The 20,931-nt window shown below is 71.3% G+C and carries 23 protein-coding genes; 4 read left to right on the top strand and 19 right to left on the bottom strand.

Going from position 1 to position 20,931, the window contains the following annotated elements; genetic code table 11:
- Positions 1–5: 5 nt before the first annotated feature.
- Positions 6–1,916 (bottom strand): Stk1 family PASTA domain-containing Ser/Thr kinase, encoded by a 1,911-nt coding sequence (gene pknB / locus LG324_RS13675; protein WP_404348722.1) that lies wholly within the window; start codon positions 1,914–1,916, stop codon positions 6–8.
- Between the two features lie 50 nt (positions 1,917–1,966).
- Positions 1,967–3,076, bottom strand: coding sequence for a LysM peptidoglycan-binding domain-containing protein (locus tag LG324_RS13670; RefSeq protein WP_404348720.1), 1,110 nt, complete (start codon positions 3,074–3,076; stop codon positions 1,967–1,969).
- Between the two features lie 165 nt (positions 3,077–3,241).
- On the opposite strand from LG324_RS13670, the gene LG324_RS13665 reads away from it, so the two are divergent.
- Entirely contained in the window at positions 3,242–3,631 is a 390-nt protein-coding gene (locus LG324_RS13665; RefSeq protein WP_030528960.1) for an Rv2175c family DNA-binding protein, read from the top strand.
- A 9-nt stretch (positions 3,632–3,640) separates the two neighbouring features.
- Here the strand turns inward: LG324_RS13665 and LG324_RS13660 are convergent, their stop codons facing one another.
- Positions 3,641–4,726, bottom strand: a complete 1,086-nt coding sequence (locus LG324_RS13660; protein WP_404348718.1) for a polyprenyl synthetase family protein — start codon at positions 4,724–4,726, stop codon at positions 3,641–3,643.
- A gap of 105 nt (positions 4,727–4,831) precedes the next feature.
- Here LG324_RS13660 and LG324_RS13655 point away from each other — a divergent pair, with 105 nt between their 5' ends.
- Positions 4,832–5,737 (top strand): methylenetetrahydrofolate reductase, encoded by a 906-nt coding sequence (locus LG324_RS13655; RefSeq protein ID WP_404348717.1) that lies wholly within the window; start codon positions 4,832–4,834, stop codon positions 5,735–5,737.
- Positions 5,738–5,774: 37 nt separating this feature from the next.
- On the opposite strand, the gene LG324_RS13650 is transcribed toward LG324_RS13655, so the two are convergent.
- A complete protein-coding gene (locus tag LG324_RS13650) occupies positions 5,775–6,209 on the bottom strand; it encodes a hypothetical protein (RefSeq protein ID WP_404348716.1) in 435 nt (144 codons plus the stop codon).
- A 70-nt stretch (positions 6,210–6,279) separates the two neighbouring features.
- On the bottom strand, positions 6,280–6,759 hold the full coding sequence (locus tag LG324_RS13645) for a hypothetical protein (protein WP_404348714.1): 480 nt from the start codon (positions 6,757–6,759) through the stop codon (positions 6,280–6,282).
- A gap of 263 nt (positions 6,760–7,022) precedes the next feature.
- Between LG324_RS13645 and LG324_RS13640 the strand changes: the two genes are divergently transcribed.
- Positions 7,023–7,421: a hypothetical protein gene (locus LG324_RS13640; protein WP_404348713.1), complete on the top strand. Its 399-nt coding sequence runs from the start codon at positions 7,023–7,025 to the stop codon at positions 7,419–7,421.
- Positions 7,422–7,488: 67 nt separating this feature from the next.
- Here the strand turns inward: LG324_RS13640 and LG324_RS13635 are convergent, their stop codons facing one another.
- The 14 genes from LG324_RS13635 to LG324_RS13570 form a co-directional block, all read right to left on the bottom strand.
- The gene (locus LG324_RS13635; RefSeq protein ID WP_404348710.1) at positions 7,489–7,869 is read right to left on the bottom strand and encodes a hypothetical protein; all 381 of its coding nucleotides are present in this window, start codon (positions 7,867–7,869) and stop codon (positions 7,489–7,491) included.
- Between the two features lie 235 nt (positions 7,870–8,104).
- Entirely contained in the window at positions 8,105–8,491 is a 387-nt protein-coding gene (locus LG324_RS13630) for a hypothetical protein (protein WP_404348708.1), read from the bottom strand.
- A 57-nt stretch (positions 8,492–8,548) separates the two neighbouring features.
- Positions 8,549–8,833, bottom strand: coding sequence for a hypothetical protein (locus LG324_RS13625; protein WP_404348707.1), 285 nt, complete (start codon positions 8,831–8,833; stop codon positions 8,549–8,551).
- Positions 8,834–9,093: 260 nt separating this feature from the next.
- Complete coding sequence (locus LG324_RS13620; RefSeq protein ID WP_404348705.1) at positions 9,094–11,628, bottom strand: polynucleotide kinase-phosphatase; 2,535 nt, start codon at positions 11,626–11,628, stop codon at positions 9,094–9,096.
- The gene (locus LG324_RS13615) at positions 11,621–13,078 is read right to left on the bottom strand and encodes a 3' terminal RNA ribose 2'-O-methyltransferase Hen1 (protein ID WP_404348703.1); all 1,458 of its coding nucleotides are present in this window, start codon (positions 13,076–13,078) and stop codon (positions 11,621–11,623) included. Before LG324_RS13615 ends, LG324_RS13620 begins: the two co-directional genes overlap by 8 nt.
- Before the next feature lie 231 nt (positions 13,079–13,309).
- Entirely contained in the window at positions 13,310–13,972 is a 663-nt protein-coding gene (locus LG324_RS13610; RefSeq protein ID WP_404348701.1) for a DUF4304 domain-containing protein, read from the bottom strand.
- A 264-nt stretch (positions 13,973–14,236) separates the two neighbouring features.
- Complete coding sequence (locus LG324_RS13605; protein WP_404348699.1) at positions 14,237–14,731, bottom strand: hypothetical protein; 495 nt, start codon at positions 14,729–14,731, stop codon at positions 14,237–14,239.
- A gap of 56 nt (positions 14,732–14,787) precedes the next feature.
- A complete protein-coding gene (locus tag LG324_RS13600; RefSeq protein WP_404348696.1) occupies positions 14,788–15,162 on the bottom strand; it encodes a hypothetical protein in 375 nt (124 codons plus the stop codon).
- A 221-nt stretch (positions 15,163–15,383) separates the two neighbouring features.
- Entirely contained in the window at positions 15,384–16,259 is an 876-nt protein-coding gene (locus LG324_RS13595) for a DNA polymerase beta superfamily protein (RefSeq protein ID WP_404348694.1), read from the bottom strand.
- Between the two features lie 586 nt (positions 16,260–16,845).
- Positions 16,846–17,112: a hypothetical protein gene (locus LG324_RS13590; protein WP_404348691.1), complete on the bottom strand. Its 267-nt coding sequence runs from the start codon at positions 17,110–17,112 to the stop codon at positions 16,846–16,848.
- Positions 17,113–17,394: 282 nt separating this feature from the next.
- Complete coding sequence (locus LG324_RS13585; RefSeq protein ID WP_404348689.1) at positions 17,395–17,871, bottom strand: hypothetical protein; 477 nt, start codon at positions 17,869–17,871, stop codon at positions 17,395–17,397.
- A gap of 273 nt (positions 17,872–18,144) precedes the next feature.
- On the bottom strand, positions 18,145–19,062 hold the full coding sequence (locus LG324_RS13580) for a tyrosine-type recombinase/integrase (protein WP_404348687.1): 918 nt from the start codon (positions 19,060–19,062) through the stop codon (positions 18,145–18,147).
- 68 nt (positions 19,063–19,130) lie between these two features.
- A complete protein-coding gene (locus LG324_RS13575) occupies positions 19,131–19,442 on the bottom strand; it encodes a hypothetical protein (RefSeq protein WP_404348685.1) in 312 nt (103 codons plus the stop codon).
- Positions 19,443–19,511: 69 nt separating this feature from the next.
- Positions 19,512–19,670: a hypothetical protein gene (locus LG324_RS13570; protein ID WP_404348683.1), complete on the bottom strand. Its 159-nt coding sequence runs from the start codon at positions 19,668–19,670 to the stop codon at positions 19,512–19,514.
- 578 nt (positions 19,671–20,248) lie between these two features.
- Between LG324_RS13570 and LG324_RS13565 the strand changes: the two genes are divergently transcribed.
- Entirely contained in the window at positions 20,249–20,890 is a 642-nt protein-coding gene (locus tag LG324_RS13565) for a hypothetical protein (protein WP_404348680.1), read from the top strand.
- Positions 20,891–20,931: the final 41 nt, after the last annotated feature.

Genomic DNA, 20,931 nt, shown 5'->3' with positions numbered 1-20,931 from the left:
CGTCGTCAGACGATGGTGACCGTGACGGTCGAGCCCTTGCGGGCCTTGCCGTTCTCGGGGTCCTGGAAGCGGACGGTGCCGAAGATGCCGCCGAGGGCCCGCTCGACCTTGACCTGGAAGCCGGCGCCCTCGAGGATGCGGCGGGCCTCCGGCAGCTGCTTGCCGATGACGTTCGGCACGTCGACGAGCACCGGCCCCTTGGACACCACGAGGGTGACCTGGTCGCCGCGGTACAGGGTGCCGTCGCGCGGGGACTGGCTGATGACGTCGCCCGCGGCGACGGTGTCGCTGTTCTCCTGGCGGGAGGCGTCGACGTCGAGGCCGAGGTCCTCCAGCGTCTTCGTGGCCGCCGCGGCGTCCTTGCCCGTGACGTCCGGCACCGAGATCGGCTGGCGCCCCTTGGACACGACGAGCGCGACGGCGGCGTCCCGCTTGAGCTGCGTCCCGGCCTTGGGCGAGGTCGAGACCACCTGGCCGTCAGGCACCTTCTCGGAGAACGCCTCGGTGACCTTGCCGAGGGCGAGCGTGCCGGACTCCAGCTGCCGGCGGGCCTCGGCGAGGGTGGACCCGGCGAGGTCGGGCACGGCGTAGCGCTCCTTGCCCTTGGAGACGGTGAGGACGACGTCGCTGCCACGCCGGACGGTCGAGCCCACGCCGGGGCGCACGTCCATGACGGTGCCGCTCGCGACGTCCTCGGAGAACGCCTGCTGCACGGTGGCGTCGAGCTCGGCCGAGCGCAGCGCCGCGACGGCCTGCGCCTGCGGGCGGTCGACGACGGACGGCACGGTGGCGGTCGCCCCGGGGCCGAGGAAGAAGAACCACGCGGTCGCGGCGGCGAGGAGCACCGACGCGGCGGCGGCCGGCCACCAGTTGCGCGGCCGGCGGCGCCGGTCGTCGACGACGACGCCCTCGAGCGGGCGCGCCCCGACGTCGATGGCGGTCGTGCGGGCGGTGTCGGAGGCGGGCGCGAGGGCCGTGCGGTCGCGCACCGGCAGGGCCGCGGTCGAGGTCGGCACGCTGGCAGCGGCGGCCGCGGCGACCCCGGCGGGGCGCGCGTCGAGGTCGGCGGCGCTGAGGCCGGAGCGGGTGCGGCGCAGCAGCGCGAGCAGCTCGGCGGCGTCGGCCGGCCGCTCGTCGGGGTCGCGGGCGGTCGCCTCGGCGACGAGCTCGTCGATCGACGCGGGCAGGCCGGGGACGCGCTCGGACGGAGCCGGCACGCCGCCGTGCACGTGCTGGTAGGCCACGTGGATGGGGGTCTCGCCGGTGAAGGCCTTGGTGCCGGTCAGCATCTCGAAGAGGACGAGGCCGGCGGCGTAGACGTCGGAGCGGGCGTCGGCCACCCCGCGCTCGACCTGCTCGGGGGAGAGGTAGGCGACGGTGCCGAGCAGGACGCCGGACGAGCTGGTCATCGTCTGGCTCGAGACCGCGCGGGCCAGGCCGAAGTCGGCGACCTTGACGGTGCCGTTGTCGTTGATGATGACGTTCTCGGGCTTGACGTCGCGGTGGATCAGGCCCTTGCCGTGGGCCTCGGCGAGCGCCATGAGGACCGGCTCGAGGAGATCGAGCGCGGCGCGCGGCGAGAGCGAGCCCTCGGCGTGCAGCACCTCCCGGAGGGTCTGGCCGGGCACGTACTCCATCGCGAGGAAGGCGTGCCCGTCGTCCTGGCCCTGGTCGAAGACCGCGACGACGTTCGGGTGCGAGAGCGAGGCGGCCGCGCGGGCCTCGCGCCGGAAGCGGCTGACGAAGGTGTCGTCGTGGACGAGGTGCGGTCGCATCACCTTGAGTGCGACCTCGCGCTCGAGGCGCTCGTCGAGGGCGAGGTAGACGGTGGCCATCCCGCCGTCGGCGAGGCGCGACAGCACGCGGTAGCGGCCGTCGAGGGTGCGCCCGATGAGCGCGTCGCCGGTGGATGACACCGTAGGAGTGTACGTAGTCACGACCCTGCCCCCGTCCCGCGACCGGCCGGTCACATGGTCGCGCGGAGGCGGTTGATCGAGCGCACGTAGGCCTTGGTGTCGGAGTACATCCCGTGGCGCTGGACCGACGCCAGGCCCTGGTAGTACCCGGCGATCGCCTGGTCGGTGCTGGAGGCCGCGCGGCCGAGCGCACGCAGCATCACGACCCCCGCGGTGATGTTGTCGCGGGCGTCCAGCAGGTTGAGCCTCCGCCCGACGAGCGAGGAGGCCCACTCACCACCGGAGGGGATGACCTGCATGACGCCGACGGCGTTGGCGGAGGAGACGGCCCGCTGGTTCCAGCCCGACTCGTGGTAGCCGACGGCGAGCGCGAGGCGGGGGTCGACGCCGTGCCGGCGGGCGGTCTCGGTGATGATCCGCTTGGTCTCGGTGCGGCTCGGGACCGAGCGCTTCGCGAGGAGGTCGTGGTTGCGGCGGGCGGCCGCGACGACGCCGGAGGGGTACTTCACGCTGTTGAAGGTGTCGGAGACCGCGTGCGCCGCGGTCGTGGGCACCTTGAGGCGCTGGCCGACCCGCAGCAGCGAACCCGTGGAGATGCCGCTGGCGCGGGCGAGCGCGCCGACCGTCGTGTCGTACCGGGCCGCGATGCCGCTCAGGGTGTCGCCGGAGCGCACGGTGTAGGACCTGGTCGAGGGGGCCGTCGAGCGGGCGGCGGCCTTGGAGGACGACGACGACGCGGTCTTCCCGCCCCGGACGACCAGGCGGTCGCCCGGGTGGATGAACGAGCTCGCGGAGCGGTGGTTGGCCTTGAGCAGGGACGCGAGCGAGACGCCGTAGCGCTGCGCGATGCCGCTGAGGGTGTCGCCGGAGCGCACGACGTGGACGGTGCTCCTGGTGGTCGCCGCCTTGGCCGACGAGGCGCCGCCCGAGGTGCGCGGGACCGAGATCCGGTCGCCGGGGTGGATCGTGCCAGGGTTCTTCAGGTGGTTGTGCGCCGCGAGGACCCGCACGGTCGTGCGGTAGCGCTGCGCGATGCCGTCGAGCGTCTCACCGGGGCGCACGGTGTGCGCGGTCCAGCCGTGCGGGGCGACCCGGCCCGGGGCGGCGACGGCGTGCAGCGTGGCGGCGGGAGCGGCGGGCGGGGGAGCGGCGGTGACCATGCGGAGGGGTCCTTCGTCGGGGGTGTCGGGCGCGCGAGGGCGTCTCGGCTGTGATATCCGGGACTCAAGGTACCGGAGTGACGGCTGGTGTGCGTGGTGTGGAAGGGATTCGGCGGCCCCGGGGCTGCTCCCGTCGCCGGCCCGGGCTGTGGCACGCTGGCCCGCGTGAGCGAGACCCCGACGAGCCCCGACGCCCGCGACGACCTCGAGGCCCTCGTCCCCGAGTGGCTGACCGTCCCCGACCTCGTCGAGCGGCTGGGCCGCCGGCTCTCGGACGTGCGCACCCTCCTCGAGGAGCGCGAGCTCATCGCGGTGCGCCGCGGCGAGCGCAACGTCGTCTCGGTCCCGGCGGGCTTCGTCGACGACGACGGGCCCCTGCCGGCGCTGCGTGGCACCTTCACCGTGCTCGCCGACGGCGGGATGGACGACGCCGAGATCATCCGCTGGCTGCACACCCCGGACGACACGCTGCCGGTGCCCGGCACGCCGCTCGACGCCATCCGCGCCGGCTTCAAGACCGAGGTCCGCCGGCGGGCGATGGAGGAGGCCTTCTAGGCCCTCGCCTCAGGCGCGGCGGGCGGTCGCGGTCGCGACGAGCTCGAGGAGCACCTCGCGGGCCTGCGGGTCCAGCGCGGGCGCGGCGTCGAGCGCGGCCCGGGCGGAGTCCGCGAGCCGCCCGATCTCGTCCTCGAGGACGCCCACGGCGCCCGAGCCGGTGATGAGGCCGCGCAGCTCGTCGACGTCGCCGACCGCGAGGTCCGGGCGGCCGACGAGCTCCTCGACCCGGGCGCGCCCGCCGGCGTCGCTGCCGGCGAGGGCGTGCGCGAGGAGGACGGTGCGCTTGCCCTCGCGCAGGTCGTCGCCGGCGGGCTTGCCGGTCTCGCCCGGGTCGCCGAAGACGCCGAGCAGGTCGTCGCGCAGCTGGAACGCCCGCCCGACGTCGAGGCCGTAGCGCGAGAGCGCGTCGAGCCCGGCGGCGTCCATCCCGCCGACCGTCGCGCCGATGAGGAGGGGGTGCTCGACCGTGTACTTGGCGCTCTTGTAGCGGATGACCCGGCCGGCGCGGGCGACGCGCTCGTCGTCGGGCAGGCCGGCCCAGGGGCGCACCGACTCGACGACGTCGAGGAACTGGCCGGCCATCAGCTGGGTGCGCATCCGGTCGAAGACGGGGCGGCCGCGGGCGACGTCGGCGTCCGGCAGCCCGCACGTCGCGTAGAGCTCGTCGGTCCACGTGAGGCAGAGGTTACCGGCGAGCACGGCGCCCGCGAGGCCGAAGCGGGCGTCGTCGCCGGACCAGCCGCGGTCGGCGTGCCGGGTGGCGAGCGCGCGGTGGGCGGCGGGCATCCCGCGGCGGGTGTCGGAGTCGTCCATGACGTCGTCGTGGATGAGCGCCGCGGCCTGGAACAGCTCCATCGCGGCGGCGAGGCGCACGAGGGACTCGGAGTCGGGGAGCCCGGCGGCGCGACCGCCCCAGTAGAGGAAGGCGGCGCGCAGCCGCTTGCCGCCCCGCAGGAGGTCGCCGATCGCCAGCAGCAGGTCCTCGACGTCCGGTCCGAGCTCGGCGAGGACGCGCGCCTGCGCGGCCAGCTCGTCGTCGAGGACGCGCTGGACCCGTCCGCGCAGGTCGGCGGTGTCGAGCACGCTGGTCACGCGGTGGCTCCTCGGCGGTTCGGGCGGGGTCGGCGCCGGACGGGCGACGGTCGGATGCTGGTGCCCCCGAGCCTACGGTGTCGCGCCTCGCGTACCCTCGCCGCCATGGCCCACTTCGGCGGGGGCGGCCGCCCCGAGCACCTCGTCGCGTCGATCCCGGCGCGCCTGCGGGATGCCCGCCCGGCCGTCAGCTTCGAGTTCTTCCCCCCGAAGGACGACGCCGCGGAGGTGCTCCTCTGGGACGCGATCCGTCGTCTGGAGCGGGTCCGCCCGGCGTTCGTGTCGGTCACCTACGGCGCCGGCGGCACGAGCCAGGACCGCACCGTCCGGGTCACGGGCCGGATCGCCGACGAGACCTCGCTCACCCCGCTCGCGCACCTCACGTGCGTCGACCAGTCGGTCGCCGACCTGCGCCGGGTCGTCGGCCAGTACGCCGACTCCGGCGTCCGCAACGTCCTCGCGCTGCGCGGCGACCCGCCGGGCGACGTCCGCGGCACGTGGCGCAACCACCCGGACGGCCTCGACCACGCCGAGGACCTCGTCCGGCTCGTCCGCGGGCTCGGCGACTTCACGCTCGGCGTCGCGGCCTTCCCCGACGTCCACCCCGACAGCCCCGACCTCGACCACGACGTCGAGGTGCTCGTGCGCAAGGCCGACGCCGGCGCCGAGTTCGCCATCACCCAGATGGTCTTCGACCCCGCCACGTGGCTGCGTCTGCGCGACCGGGTCGCCGCCCGCCGCGACCTGCCGGTGACGCCGGGGCTCATGCCGGTCACGAGCTACCGGCAGATCCAGCGGATGAGCGAGCTCATGGGCACGCCCCTGCCGCCCGGCGTCGTCGAGCGCCTCGAGGTCGTCAAGGACGACCCCGCGGCGGTACGGGCGGCCGGCGTCGAGATCGCCGTCGAGATCGGCCGCCGCCTCCTCGACGAGGGCGCGCCGGGGCTGCACTTCATCACGATGAACCGCTCGACCGCCACGCTCGAGGTGCACGAGGCCCTCGGTCTCTGACGCCGGGCGCCGGGTTCGCGACGGCCGGCCAGAGGGGTTATCCCAGCGCCGTTCCGCCCCACGACACGTCGCCGTGGGTGAACACGACGTCGGTCTCGGGTCCGGTCCACAGCTCCAGCCACGTGGGCGCGCGGTGGCGGCCGGTGAACACCGGGGGAGCCCCGCCGCGCAGCGAGCCCACCTGGCGTGCGTCGAGCCAGACGGGGGTGCAGCCCCTCGAGCCCCCACCGCAGCCGCAGCACTCGGCCACGACCAGGGCCCCTGCGTCGACGGCCCGCTGGGCCTGCGCCGGACCCAGGTCGCCATCCACGAGCGTGAGACGCCGGCCGTCGGGGTCGAAGAACTCGCCGGCGGCGTTCACCGCGCCGGGGCGGACGGCGTGCGCGCCCGTCCGAGCGGCTGCGGTCTGCGACCACGTGGGCTCGGCCGCGAGCTCGACGAACGTCCTCGCTCGCTGCCCCTTCTTCGCCACGTCCGCATGGTTTCACGCACGGGGAAGGACCGACAGGCGATCGCGTGGTCCGGCCGTGCGTCCCAGAGGGTCAGGTCAGACGGCTGAGGTAGTCCAGCAACGTCGACTCCTTCGGCGACCACACCACAGCCACCTCGTTGTCGTGGGGGAGCTCGACCGCGATCTCCACTCCCTGTCCGCGCATGGCGTCGGCCCGTCCCCTCGACCACTCGGGCAACCTGAACGAGGCGCGCGGTCGCTCGCGGAACTGGAAGCACGCAAACCCGCCACCAGCGGCGCCCTGCGCCCGAATCTGGACCCCGATCTCGCGGGCCTCGGCGGGGTCGACCAGCACGTCGAACTGGTGCCGGCGGACGGTTCGCCTGCGGGGCAGCTCATGCGGACCGACGGCGACGACGGCCTCGTGCCAGTCCGACTGGCCGTCCCAGGTCTCGACCAACACGAACGGCCACGCCGGATCGAGCCCGCCCAACAGCACGTCTGCGCGGCCTGGGTGTACAGAGCTCTGTGAGAGCCCATCGCTCCTCCGGACGGGCTCGGAGATCTTCACGGAGGGACTGTAGCCAGCCCGCTGCTCGCAGCACCTCGCACTGGTACAGGTCTACGACCTCCTGCGGCATGGACCAGCCACGCAAGACACGTGTGACCGTCCTCGATCCGGAGGATCACCTGCGCGCCCGTCGGGGGCGCGGTTAGCGTGTGCGCCCTGGGGGCCCTGCCAAGGCCGGCCGACGTCAGCATCCGAGGGGGAGCGTCACGATGAGGCACGTACGTGTTCAGGACCGTCTCTACGAACGGCAGGGATTCAAGTCAGTGCTGCCGGCGAACGGACTTCCGGTCGAGGTGCCCGTGGGGGAAGTTCCCGACCCTGGTGCTGAGCTGCTCGCGTTCTGGGGGGAGCCCACGTTCGAGCTTCGCCTCGAGCGCGGTGTCAGCTCGAAGGACGATCTCCCCGCTCAGCTCGTGTCGGCCATGCCCCACCTCATGAGTCGGCTCTCGATGGTCACTCCCGAGGGTCACGAAGGTGGCGGGATGCATGTCGAGGGCGTGACCTCCTTCATCCAGGACGAGGCCCTGGTCCTGGTGTGCGACACCGATGGCACGGGGTACACGCCGGAGATGATCGACACGATGGCGCGGATCATCGTGGACGAGCTCGAACCCCTTGCGTTGCCCGTCGCTCTCTCCGTTCCTGTCGCACGTCAGCGCTAGCCCGTGAGCCGTGGGTGGTCGGAGCGTGACCCGGCGGGGTCTCGTCGGCTGCACGGGGGGTGTTCGGCTACGGCACGTACACCATGCCGATGGTGAAGCGAGGCCCGTCCGTCTCCTCGCGGACCCGGACCTCGAGGACGAGGTCGCAGCGCCCCTCCTGTGCGGTCCACAGGTCGACGAGACAGAGCCAGCCCTCGCCCCAGCGCCGGCAGACCGAGGTCTCCCAGGTGGCGGGCGGCAGGGGCACGACGTCGACGTCGCCGTAGTCCTCGACGGCGTCACGGCACTGCGACCACACCTGCTCCGGGACCGGCTCCAGGTACGCGACGCGTCGAGCTCGACGGGGGTCCCCGTCGACGAGCAGGTCGGCGATCTCGGTCAGGGCGGGACGCCAGCCGGCCGGCACGGGCATCTCGCGGGTCCCGTCGTCCGCGTCGCTCGACAGCATGTCCTGACGATAGGAGGTGCCGGCCGATGACCCGCTCACGTGGCGCGGCGTGAGCGACGAGATCCGCGAGCCGACCCTTGGGGTCGGCGGCCGCCGTGAGCGGCTCGGCGGCCGCCGAGGTGTACGAGGCCGCTCCGGCCGAGGGCGGATGCCGACCTGTCGAGTCGAAGGCGCGCGGGGGCGCAGCGAGCCTCAGGTGGGCCGTCCGCACACCGCAGGCCGCGCACAGGACGAGTCAGCAGCTCTCCTCGACCACGAGCATCACCGCTCGGTCGTCGTCCCTGAACTCGGCCACGTCGAACGTGCTCATGGGCGGCGCCAGACCTGCGAAGAACTGCTCGAGGCGGTCGAACAGCTCGTTGCGTTCCTCTCCGGCGACCTCCCGCGGGTGCATGCCGTAGCAGTGGAGAACACGGACGTCGGGCAGCGCCATCACGCGTCGAACCCCCCTGAGGTCGAGGCGAGCACCACGCATGTGCCAGATCACGCCGGCGCCATCCGTCCACTGGCGGTCCCTCATCGGCGACGGCCACGTGCCGGCGTCCGGGTCGGGTTCACCCACGACCGGCTCGAGCCCGCGGACGATCTCGGCGAAGGTCGGGGACTGCTGCTTCTTGCCCACCCCGCCATGATCACAGGGACCGAGCCCGGTCGGCGCACGCCGCGGCGACACCTGCGATCAGCCGCCGGTGCCCCTGCGCTCGTGTCGGGCGGCCTGCGTCCGGGTGGGGCGCCGGAGCCACGACACCACGAAGACCGTCTCCACGACGGCGATGACGGTGAAGACGGACAGCAGCCACAGGTCGTCACCGACGTCCTCCTCGGCTCCGAGGAGATGGGCCACGAGGAATCCTGCGCAGACGTAGGGGAAGGCCCACAGCGCCTGCACGAACTTGCTGCCGGGGATCGCGTCGACCAGGGATCGGCGCGGCCGGGCGAGCCACGTCTCGATCGCACGCCTCATCGGACGGCTCCCTCCTCGTCGGTCTGGCACCTGGCGCGGCGTTGGACGCTCTCCGTCGAGGACGTCGAGCCATGGACGCGCCGGAGGCGCCCGCCGTTCCCGAGGCACGGCCGCCGTGCGGCCGCAGGTGAAGAGCTCCGCGACCCTGGTGAGGTCCACGAGCAGGAGTCCTCTCAGCCCCACTCCATGCGGCGGTCCGGGGTGGTCCGGCGCTCGTCGCGCCTGCGTACGGTCGCGGCCGGCCCGGGGTCGGGGTGGCGTCAGAGCCGGGGGTCGACGGGCTCGGACTCGAGGGCGAGCACGGCGAAGGCGGCTTGATGGACCTTCCAGAGGGGTTGCTGCTCCACGAACGCCGTGAGGGCCTCGAGGCCGAGGGCGTGTTCACGGAGGGCGAGCTGGCGCTTCTTGCCCAGGTGGCGGTTGCGCAGCACGTCGAGGGAGTCCAGGTAGTCGGGCCCGTAGATGATGCGGAGGTACTCCCGTCCGCGGACCTTGATGCCGGGCTGGATGCGCCCGGGGGTCAGGTGGGCGGGCTTGACGACCATGCCTTCGCCGCCGTCGGCCGTCATCTCCGTCCACCACGCGGTGGCGGCCTCGCGATCGGTGGCGGACGACAGGTCGACGTACCGGTGCCGGGTGGGGGTGATGAGGTCACCCTCGAGCCGGGACAGGGTTTCCAGGTGCCACTCGTGGGTCTCGGTCACGGCCAGGGGGCGGCCTTCCGCGGCCAGGACCTGGAAGGGGGCGAGCGTGACACCGTCGAGCCCGTCGGTGGACCGGACGTAGTGGCCGTACGCGGCGCGGAACGCGGTGGCGTTGTCCAGTCGCGTCCGGGTGCGGGCGACGAGGTCACCGACGTCGAGTCCGCGGCCGGCAGCCTGCTCCAGCACGGTGAGCGCGGCCGGCAGTGCGTTCGCGGCCGCCGCGCCGACGGAGGCGTACTGGGAGCGGATGAGGTCCAGGGCCTTGGCCGACCAGGGCAGCAGCTCGCAGTCCAGCGCGAGCCAGTCGGTCTCGAGCGTGTCGAACAACGGTGCGGCAGTAGCGCGCAACCGGTCCACGAGGTCGGTGGTGTCGGCGAAGAAGGGCCGGCCGGTGCGGGTGTGGATCACGCCGGTGCTGCCGTCGGTGACGCCGAAGCGGCGGGCTGCGGTGTGGGAGTCGCGGGTGATGACGGCGACGGCGCGTGAGCCCATGTGCTTCTCTTCGCAGACAACACGTTCGACTCCCCAGTCCGCGTACTCCTCGAACGCCTGCTCGGGGTGCTCGAGGAACCCGTCGCGGGTGGCGGTGGCGACGGGGGACATGGTCGGCGGCAGGTAGATCAACCAGCGGGGGTCCACCGCGAAGCGGCTCATGACCTCCAGCGCGGCAGCGGCGTTCTCCTCCGGGATCTTGACCTTGCCGGCGTGGGTGGTCTCCAGCCAGCGCGTGCCGGCGACGTCACCGATCTCGAGGACCGCCGGCTCCCGTTCCGTGGTGGCCGGGGCCAGGGGACGCACCGGGGCGTACCACTCCTGCTCGGCGGGCACCGACACGAGCTCCTTCTCGGGGTAGCGCAGGGCGGTCAGCGCGCCCCCGAAGACGACGCCGGTGTCGAGGCAGATGGTGTTGTTGACCCACTCCGCGGTCGGGACCGGGGTGTGGCCGTAGACGACCATCGCACGGCCGCGGTACTCCCGCGCCCACGGGTAGCGCACCGGCAGACCGTACTCGTCGGTCTCACCGGTGGTGTCGCCGTAGAGGGCGAAGGACCGCACCCGGCCCGAGGTCCGGCCGTGGTAGGCCTCCTTGAGGCCGGCGTGGGCGACGACGAGGGAGCCGCCGTCCAGGACGTAGTGGCTGAGCAGGCCGTCCATGAACCGCAGCGCCTCGGCGCGGAAATCCTCGTCCTCCTCGGCGAGCTGGGCCATCGACTCGGCGAGTCCGTGGGAGACCTGGACACGTGCTCCGCGCAGGGCGCGCACGAGCTTGGCCTCGTGGTTCCCGCTGACGCACAGGGCCGTTCCGGCCGCGACCATCCCCATGACCAGGCGCAGCACGCCCGGGGTGTCGGGGCCGCGGTCGACGAGGTCGCCGACGAAGAGGGCCTGCCGACCGGCCGGGTGACTCGCGCCCACGGCGCGCCCGGTCCGGTCCAGCTGCAGGTCCCAGCCGAGGTCGGTCAGCAGGGTCGTCAGCTCTGAGGCGCAGCCGTGGACGTCGCCGATGATGTCGAACGGGCCGTGGACCTCGGTGCGGTCGTTCCACGGCCGCTCGCGCACGATCTCGACGGTGTCGACCTGGTCTTCGCGCAGGGTGTGCACACGGCGGAAGCCCTCCTTGCCGAGCCGCCGCAGGGACCGCCGCAGGTCCCGGTGCTGGCGGGCCACGACGTGGTCGCCGAAGTCACGGTCGGGCCGGGCGCGGTTGCGTTGTGCGGCAACCTTCTCCGGCACGTCGATGACGACGGCGTCGACCAGGACGTCGTGGCTCTTGGCCAGGGCGACCAGGGAGGCTCGTGCGGCCTGCTGGACGTTCGTGGCGTCGACCACGGTGAGCAGGCCCCGCCGCAGCCGGGTGCCCACGATGTAGTGCAGGACGTCGAAGGCGTCCGGGGTGGCCGACTGGTCGTTCTCGTCGTCGGCGACCAGCCCGCGGCAGACATCGCTCGAGACGACCTCGGTGGGCTTGAAGTGCGTGCGGGCGAAGGTCGACTTGCCGCTCCCGGAGATCCCGATGAGGACGACCAGCCCACGAGCCGGGAGGGTGAGCCGGACCGGACCGGCCGGCTCGCGCACATCGACGTCAGGCATGGTCGGACTCCCCGCGGGTGAGGACGGCCATCTGGGTCGGGCTGCCCAGGTCCTCGTCGACCTCGCCGATGCCGCTGAGGCGGACGGTGTACCCGTGCTCGGCAGCGACGCGGTCGGCCCACTGCGCGAACTCGGCGCGGGTCCACTCGAACCGGTGGTCCGGGTGACGCATCCCGCTCAGTCCCTCGTAGCGGACGTTGTACTCGGCGTTCGGGGTGGTCACGACGACGGCGCCGGGCCGGGCCGCGCCGAAGACGACGCGCTCGAGCGCACCGAGACGCGGTGGGTCGAGGTGCTCGATGACCTCCATGAGCACGGCCGCGTCGAAGCCGGACATGCGCGAGTCCTCGTAGGTCAGGGCCCCCTGGAAGAGGGTGACCCGGTCGGCCTGACGTTCGCTCATCCGCTCCAGCCGCAGCCGCCGGGCCGCGATCTGCAGGGAACGGGTCGAGACGTCGCAGCCGGCGACCCGCGAGAAGGCCGCCGTGCGCACCAGGCGGTCCAGGAACTGCCCCGGACCGCAGCCGAGGTCGATCACCGAGCTCGCGCCCAGCTCGAGCAGCACCTGGTGGACCGCGTCGTGGCGGGCGGTGTTCAGCGGCACCCGCTTCTCCGCCGGCTGCAGGGCCTCTTCCTCGGCGGCCGGCTCGACGGACTCGTCGACGTCGTCACCCAGCTCGGCCAGACGCGCCAGGGCGACACGGGTCAGCCCGCCTCCCCGACCCAGGTAGCGGCGGGTGATGAGCGTGGCGTCGGGGTGCTCGGCCAGCCAGCCCTGCCCGGAGCGCAGCAGCTTGTCGACCTCGTCCGGTCCCTGCCAGTAGTGCTTGGACTCGTCCAGCACCGGCAGCAGCACGTGCAGCTGGTTGAGGGCGTCGGCGAGCCGCACCACCCCGGTCAGACGCAACCGCACGTAGCGCGATTCGCCCCACTGGGGGAACCGCTCGTCCAGGGGAATGGGCTCGACCTGCACCGTCCACCCCAGCGGTTCGAACACCCGGCGGGCGAAGTCCTCCCCGCCGCGGCACGGCAGCACGGGAAGGCCGATCTCCAGCGGGATGGCCGTGTCCGCGAGCTCCTGACGTGAGGCGCACCGGCCCGCGCGGGCGGTGCTGAACACGTCGGCCATCGCCACCCCCAGGAGCGAGGACGCGGCGTACGGGCGGTCGTTGACGTACTGGCCGAGGCTGAAGTCCGGGGACGTGCGCCCGCGAGAGCGCGCCAGGCGCACCGGGTCGACCTCCAGCAGGAGCGCGGCCGTGCACCGTTCGGTCGTGGCCTCCGGGTACAGCACGGTGGCCGTCCCGAACGACTGGGAGAACCGCTGCACCCTGTCGGGGTGCTTGTGGAGCAGATACCCCAGATCCGTCGCCGGTCGGTGTGTCGTGGTCACGGTCAGGAGCACCCGGCACAGTCTGCCCGAACGGAACCCGGCGCACCGGTGAACCATCCAGGCGCTGGGTGGCGACAGCCGGTGGCTCAGTCCTGCCGGGACGCCTCGGGAGCGTCGTCGCCGCGCCCGTCCATGCCCTTCCCGGCGACGCGACGGCGCAGAGCGGGCTCGGGGTGCGCCGGAGCGGAGGCAGGGTCGGTCGTCATGCCTGCCACCGTCCGGTCGACCGGGCTGGGAGCTGCAGTCGCTCGTCTCACCCAGCCCCGCCGGCGCCGATGCTGCGCGGGCTCACGCGCCGCTCTCGAGACCGGCCCTGTGCAGGACCCACGGGAGGGTCCGGCGCGGCATGGGTGAGTTGCTGTTCCTGACAGCCTTTTCGAGCGCGGCGTAGGCCGCATCGAAACGCGCGCCGCCGACGTCGCTCATGAGCACGGCGAGCGCCATCTCGCGCCCGCCAGGAACCCCGGCGGCAAACGCGCTGAACCGCGCCTTGTCCGTTTCCACGGCGGCTGCCAGCCGACCGGGCCCGGTGAGCGCGAGCGCGGCGGGCAGGGCGCGTAGGGCGGCGGCGGTCATCGCCTCAGCGACGGCGGTGACGTCCTGGTCGGCGTCGACCGGCCACTGCTCCCGGCGGCCACGCGGACGCACGATCTTCGAGGAGAGGCAGTCCCACGGCTGCTCCTTGCCCGGGCGGCTCCCGCTCTCGAACAGGCTGTGTCCCACGGCGCACTCATGGCTCCAGGACCACCAGGCCGCGGGCACGACACCGATGGTGAGCAGGAAGTCGCCGTACGGGCCTTCGTTGAACTGGCTGCCGAAGAGGTTGACGAGCACGACATCGCCCTCGCGCTGCAGGCGCCAGGTCGGGTAGGTGCCGCGGAAGCCCCGGGCGCGCAGTGCAGGCGCGAGTGTCGTCTTGACGGCTTGGCGCAGGGCGTCACGGGCGAGCACGCCTGCACTGTGCCACCCGGACGTTGGCGGCGCTGCCGGTTCACGGAAGAGGTTGCAGCAGCGTCACGCGTCGCGTTGCGAGCCCCAGGCGTCGTGCCTAGACCGCGCATTCGCGCTTCGGTGCGTACGAGGGCGTCCAGGGGGAACCAGGTTTCCTCCGCGGGCAGACGGGATGACCTGTCTCGCACAGTACGCACGCTGGCCGCATCCGCACATCGTGATTCACGGTCTCACCGGAGCATGAGCGGAAGCGTCGCCTCGGGCTCACTCTCTTCCCAACAGTCGCGCGAGCCAGCCGCGCCGTTGACGGGGCGAACGCTGTGTCGAGAAGTGGTCCTCCGTCGCTGCGTATGCAGCCTGAGCGATGAACGACGCAGACGGTGCGTCCACGTCGGGCAGGAGGCGCTCGACCTGTGGGTCGAAGCAGACCAGCCCGCGCGCATGGGCGATGTCCGCGATGACATCCCGGGCGTACTCCGCACCCGAGAACGTCATCGGGAAGTAGATGAAGTCACCCACGGCCTCCTCGATCAATGGCGCGGAGGCCCAGGGGCACTCCGGGCCGGAGTCGTCCGCGAGCTCGGGGTACCGAGCCAGGGCTTCCTCCACGAACGCGCGGATCCCGGCCGTTGGTGGCGCAGGTTCGTCAGAGCCCTGCAAGGCCCTTTCCATGGCATCCATGCGCTCTTCGTACTCAGCCGCAGCATCAGCGCCGTTTGACGGGCGACGTCCCTCCCACACCGCAAGGTCGTAAGACATGACGACAGCATGGCGGCCGACGGTCCACAACACGTCCGCAGTTGCGACATGAGCGACTACTTCTTCGCGGTCGCCTCGACCCACCAGTCCGTGTCGGGGTCAAGGCCTTCGACGTCGCGCAAGCGGCGACGGGCGTGAGACACCACGACGTCAGGCAGTCGCACCGCGTGGTCGTACACGTAGTGAGCCAAGCCCTCACGCCAGACGTACGTGCCGTCCGTGTACTCGACCGCGCCGTTGTTCTCGCCGCAGATCCGGCACGGCGAGTACCCCATGAAGGCACGAAACAAGGTGCCCGACACGAAGTAGAACCAGGTCCTGTCTCGCTCGACCTCGTCCCAGTCAGGGTCGATCCAGTCTCGCGGGTCCGGATAGGGCGAGCTCGTGTCCCCCTCCGCGCGCCAGTAGCCGATCAACGAGAGTTCGGGCATGGCCACATCATGCTGCCCGCGACGGCCTGCATCCGGGCGCCCGGCCGATCAGCCGCACCTGAGTCCGGATGATCGGCTGGGCGATGTACGGCTGGACGCCCTCGAGGGCTGGACTCGTTGGGCGATCTCAGCCGCAGAGGTCGAACGGGTCTGGTCCTCCGCCGGTTGACCCGGCATCGTGCCGGTGGCGGCATGAGCAGTTGGGTCGCGAGGTCCCTTCGTCAGCGGGCCCAGTAGGCCAGGTGTGAGCGGTGCAGCCACTCGTCAACCCACGCACGATCGGGCTCGTCGGGTAGGGCCGAGGCGTTGCGCAGGGCGGTGAGCCTGGCCTCGGCCTCGTCGACCTTGGCGACCACTTCCTCGAGCTCGACCTCGCCTCGCCGCACCTGTCGCAGGTAGTCGCGCTCGGGCGCCGGCACCGGGAGAGTGATCCGGCCTGTCGTGAGCAGCTCGACGCCCTGGACGCCGAGCCGCAGGGCGTGCATGGCGAACTTGGTGTCGTAGCCGTGCACGGCGACGAGCTCGGGCCGGTTGGTGTGGGCTCCGACGGCACCGGTCATCGCGTCGCGCTGCGACTGCAGATAGCCGAGGAAGCGGGCTGCTGCGAGCTTGGAGACGAAGCGGTGAGCGTTGTCGACCAGCTCGGCGCCGTACCGGTTGCGGTGGACGACTTCCTCGTCCGGAACGAACAGGGCGAGAAGGACCGTCGGGTTGCCGGCCAGTGCCAGCCGGCACCACTTGCGTGCCGAGTAGATGACCACGTCGAGGTCTCCCGCTCCTGAGCGGTTGGCCAACCCGCCGGGCTTGTCCCACACCGTGTGCCGTTGGTACTGCTCGAACTCGACCTCGGCGTTGCCGGCGTCGATGCCCCGTGGGACGCGAGCCAGTCCTGTGACGAAGCGAGGGGGCTCGAGGCAGATCCCCATCTCGTCGCGGTCGTCCTGCCCGCTGATGGACGTGCCATGCACACCGGACCCCACCTGAACCCGCAGGATCATGCCTGCCTGTGCGATCGCCCGAGCCTCTTCAGAGGCGTGCGGGTGGCTGAATCCCTCTGGCAGTGACGTGTCCCCGTGGATCTCGGTTGCCGGACTCATGACACCGAACCGTACGTCCTCCCACCCCCTGCGGCGTGGGGCCGTCGCCCTCGGTGGGTCACGGACCGGCAACGCTTTGCCCATCGTTGCTGCGGAGACCGCCCGAAACGTGGAGGGTCTTGATTCGGACGAGGCGTGAAAGGTGTTGGGGGGTGGCCGGGTTGGGTGCACGGGGGAGTGCGAGGGGTCCTGCGCTCCTCGGAGTGGCCGTCGGTGTGCTGGTCGTCGTGCAGCCCGCGTTGGCGTGTGCGGGCTCGCCCCCGCGGAGGGAATGGGGCGTCATCCCGGAGATCGCCCTCACCGTGGTTCTGGTGGCGATGACGCTCGTCGTGGGTGCAGTGGCCCGGTTGCTGGGGCGACGGCGACCCCGGATGGCGGCGTTCGGTACCGGTCTCCTCTGGTCCAGCTGTGCCGGATCCATCGCAGCGTTGGTCATCGGCAACGTCTGAGCCGCCATCGCCCGTCGTGCTCGTGCTGTCTGCCAGGCGGACGGCCATACGCCCGAGGACGCAACGGAGTGAGCCCATGAAGCGCGAATTGCCCGGTGCCCGACAGGTGTACGAGGAGTGGCGTGGGCGAACGGTCGCTACATCGGGTCGAGGTGCGACCGGAGGCGTCGGATCTCCTCGATCAGGATGGGCAGGGCGTTCCGTGCCGCAGCGACGAGGTCGTGGGCGGCAGCGTCGGCTGGTCCGCTGTCCCGCGTGAGGTAGAGGTCCTCACGGCGATCGGGATCGGCATCGATCATGATAAAGGTGTCGCCCGCTGCATGGTCACGGTCTTCGACCCATGCGCTCCACGGTGGTGGGTCACCGAGGTCAGACAGGCGCATCAGTCTGTTCGAGCTCTGCATCGTCAAGTGCTGTCGGCTCCATGATCGCGATTCTCTCGCTGCGAGCGTCGGACCCGCTCTCACCTCACGGCGAAGCGGCCGCAATGGCTGTCGGCGAGGGTGCAGGCGGTCGAGGCCGACACATCGGTAAAGGGGTCGGTGAGCGACTCGGCCGCCTGGCCTACTGGGAGTTCGAGGACTACCGCTCCTGACCACTGATTCGCTGGATGTCACACATCGCGACATGAGTGGACGACTGCGTTGCACGCAGGCTGCGGACGCGCGGGCGGGTCTCGTGGTCTGTCAGCAGCCTGCAGTGGCGGTGCTCGACGGGCGGCCCGTGGTGGGGTCGATCTCCACCGCGAAGCTGGAGCCGCCTCCCGTCTCGATCTGGAGTCGGGTGGGCGAGGTCCATGCGACGGACGTCAGCGAGTTGCCGGGGTTGTCACCGTTGAAACATCCGACCGGCCAGGTTCGAGCGGCCCACGGTGATGTCTGGCGAACGGTGAGGATCCACAGGGGGTCGATGACGTCGATGTCGTCAGTGACCACGAGCGCGGTGCGGCCCCCTGGGGCGGGGTAGGTGGTGTGCCCGGTGGGCGCGAAGAGGACCGCGTAGCCGGCGGTACCGAGCAGCAGGGTGGCGAGACCAGCGCTGGTCAAAGCGCGGAAGACCGGGCCGCGACCGAGCCGAGCGGGAGCCAGCCAGATGGCGATCATCAAGGAGACGAGGAGAAGTGCGACCGTCGCGGTGGTGTGGCCTGTCAGCGGGTCGAGCACGAGCCAGCCGCTGAGTCGGCCGACGACCCCCACACACACGACGAGGGCCGCCGAACCGGCAGCGACCATGGCCAGAGTGAAGAGAGCACGCCGACCATTGCCGCCGGCGCGGACGGCGTCGTCGCGAGAGCTTCTCCCTGGGCGATGTCAGGCATTGATGAAGTATGAGGTGTGGCCGCGCGATCCGAATGTGATTGGACGGGCGCGAGGGGACGGACCGGTCGCTACTGCACCGCCCCGCGGCATGAGCGGTAGGCGCTGCCTGCCTCAGTGTCAGGTGCCGGAGGCCATGTAGGCGGCGAGGATGTAGTTGGGGTGGCGGTCGAGGTTCTTGCGTGCTCGGTCGTAGCGCATGGTGGTGCGTGGGTCTGCGTGGCGGGCGGCGATCTGGACGTCGCGCAGGTCGACGCCGGCGTCGAGCATGGTGGTGACGAAGGTGTGGCGCAGCATGTGGGGGTGCATCCGCGCGACGTGCACGCCGCCGGCTTCGGCGATGCGGCGCAGGCGGCGGGTCGCGCACTGGCGGTCCATCCGGGTGCCCCGTCGAGTACGCAGGATCGGGCCGGACTCTCGCTCCCCGACTGCGCGTTCGATGGCTCGGGACACCGCGGGTGGCAGGGGGGTCAGGACGACCTTGCCGCCTTTGCCGCGGACCTTGAGCACGCGGTGGCCGTGCTCCTCGCCGAGATCGGTGATGTCCGACCCGCAGACCTCGAAGATCCGCAGTCCGAGCAGTCCGAGCATCGCCACGAGGGCGAAGTCGTTTGGGTTGGGCGAGGTGCGGGCGGTGGCGAGCATGGCCTCGAACTGCAGGTGGGTCAGCCCGAGGGTGGGCGACTCGGGCGGGACGTTGGGCCGGCGGACGTATCCGGCTGGTGAGTGCGTTAGAACGTCGTCGATCACGCAGGTGCGGTAGAAGCCGGCCACGACGGCGAGCCTCCGGCTGATCGTCGAGGGACGGTATCGGCGAACCTCTTGCATCCAGCGCACGTACAGCTCTAGGTGTGGGCGTTGAGCGGCCAGCGGGTCGAGGCCGTGTTCGCGGCACCAGGTGAGGTACACGCGCAGATCGGACTCGCTGTGCATTCGCGAGGCCCCCTTGAAGCGGGCCAGGTAGGCCGCGATGGCGTGGAGCAGACGGTCGTCGATGGGAGGGAGGGCGATCGGGGTCAGGACATGCGAAGTGGCCATCGGGCAGCGTCTGCCCTGACCAGGGAACGGTCAAGCCATCGCGTCAAAGACGACGCCAGCTGGTCGTTCTACTCCCACCCCCGCTGAATACGGAGCCCGACCTCATGCGTCTCGAACCAGCCGGAATCAGCATCGAAATCGACATGCTGTGGGCCAGTGAGCCCTTCTTGCGCCAACGTCAGGCAGTGGCGAGCCAACGACCGCAGCCCTGCCACATTGGCGATGATCTGGACGACCTGCTGGTCGTGAAGGTCGTCGACGTGCAGTTGCAGTCTGCTCTCGTCGTCCCAGTTCGAAACGACGGCTGCGCCAGGCGGAAAGACGTGAATGCTCACCGTGACGTCACGCTCGCCAACCGCATCCGTCGGAGTGATATCCATACACAGGAGTGTGTCGCAGGCAGACCACGTGCCCGCCAACCAGCGGCATGAGAGGGCGACTGTTCACCCCTACTCAGCGAGGCTGACCTTGGAGTACAGGCGGTCTGTCAGCTCATCGAGGAGCTCATCCCGCTCGGCCTCGGTAAGAGCAGAAAGCCGCCAGCCCATCGCCCGCACCTCACTTTGAAGCAGGCTTCGCAGCGACACCCACTTCTCATCCTCGGCCATGGAACGCGAGGCTACTTGCCCCCGCCTTGCCTCCGCACGAGTCGCGGCATGAGCGAACGGTCGGACAGCTACCGCGACTGCTTCAGGAGAACGGCGCGGTACTCCCACGCCTTGGAGTTGCTCGCGCACGCTGCGGCGTACCGCTCCGCGTCCGCTTGCGTAGGGAAGCGAAATGCTTGCGACTCTCCGGCCCAGTCTTGGCCTCTGCGCTCGGATTGCTCCCCGCACCAGAAGAGGACGCGCCCGTCGTTCAGGCGCACAGCGACTGCCCACTCGTTGGTGCGAGTGGGGAGCCGAGACCCGTGTTCCTTTGCCACCCCAGGAGCATGTCATCCGGACGAGGACGCACGGGCGGACCAAGTGCATCGCGGCATGTCCGGACGTTTGAGGCCGACCTTGCACTGACTCCAGTGCGCGCTGGCTGATGCCCTGCCACAGTGGAACCCAACCGTCCCCTGGTGGCGTCACAGGACGAAGCGGGTACACCCCGGGAGGCACGCATGCGGGCAGTTCGACAAGCCGTCGTGCTCGCTGTTGGCTTCACTCTTTCGGCATGCTCGCTGGGGAGCCCGGGAACCATGGAAGCACTCCGAGACCGCACTGAAGGTGCGGGCAGCTGCCAGCCCTACGACTCTCTCGATGATCTGCTGGGCAATACACGCTTTCGCCTCGGGCAGGCCGAGCCCAAAGCGATGACCACTGCCGTCGTCACCGGGCGCTTCAAGTCCGCAGCGCCCGGCAAGGCGTTCGTTGTTGCCGGTGCCGACGCCCCGGACGGTCAGACCGTCGACTTCGATGCGGATGACGCCGTCTGGAAGACAGTGGAGGCCCACTTCATGGTCGACCACGTCGTCAGCGGCCAGGCCGCGGTGGGCGACGAGATCACCATCGGGTTGGCATTCGGCCCGGACATCGACCCAGATCGTGCCGACCAGGATCTGCGAGACCTCGGTCGCACCCTGGTCTTCCTCAACAAGTCGCCCGTCTTCGCGTATGACTCGTCCCTCTACGGTACAGCTGGTGACGGCTCGCTTCTAGCCGCCGTGGCTGATGACGGCACGCTCTCCCTGCCCGCACGCAGCCCCGCCGAGGCCAAGGCGCTACTTCAACAGACCCCCAATCTGGCCAGCATCGAGGCGGCAGCGGTCAAGCCCGCAAGGATCCTCCTCACTGACCCCACCGGGTGCCAGGTCATCGACGAGGCAACCGACCCGGCGTAGAAGCCTCGTGGGCGATGTCACCAACTGCGGCATGTGCGCAC

It is taken from the genome of Phycicoccus jejuensis (genome assembly GCF_044797865.1).
Classification (GTDB): Bacteria; Actinomycetota; Actinomycetes; order Actinomycetales; family Dermatophilaceae; genus Phycicoccus; species Phycicoccus jejuensis.
This window is presented reverse-complemented; position numbering and strand designations above follow the sequence as displayed.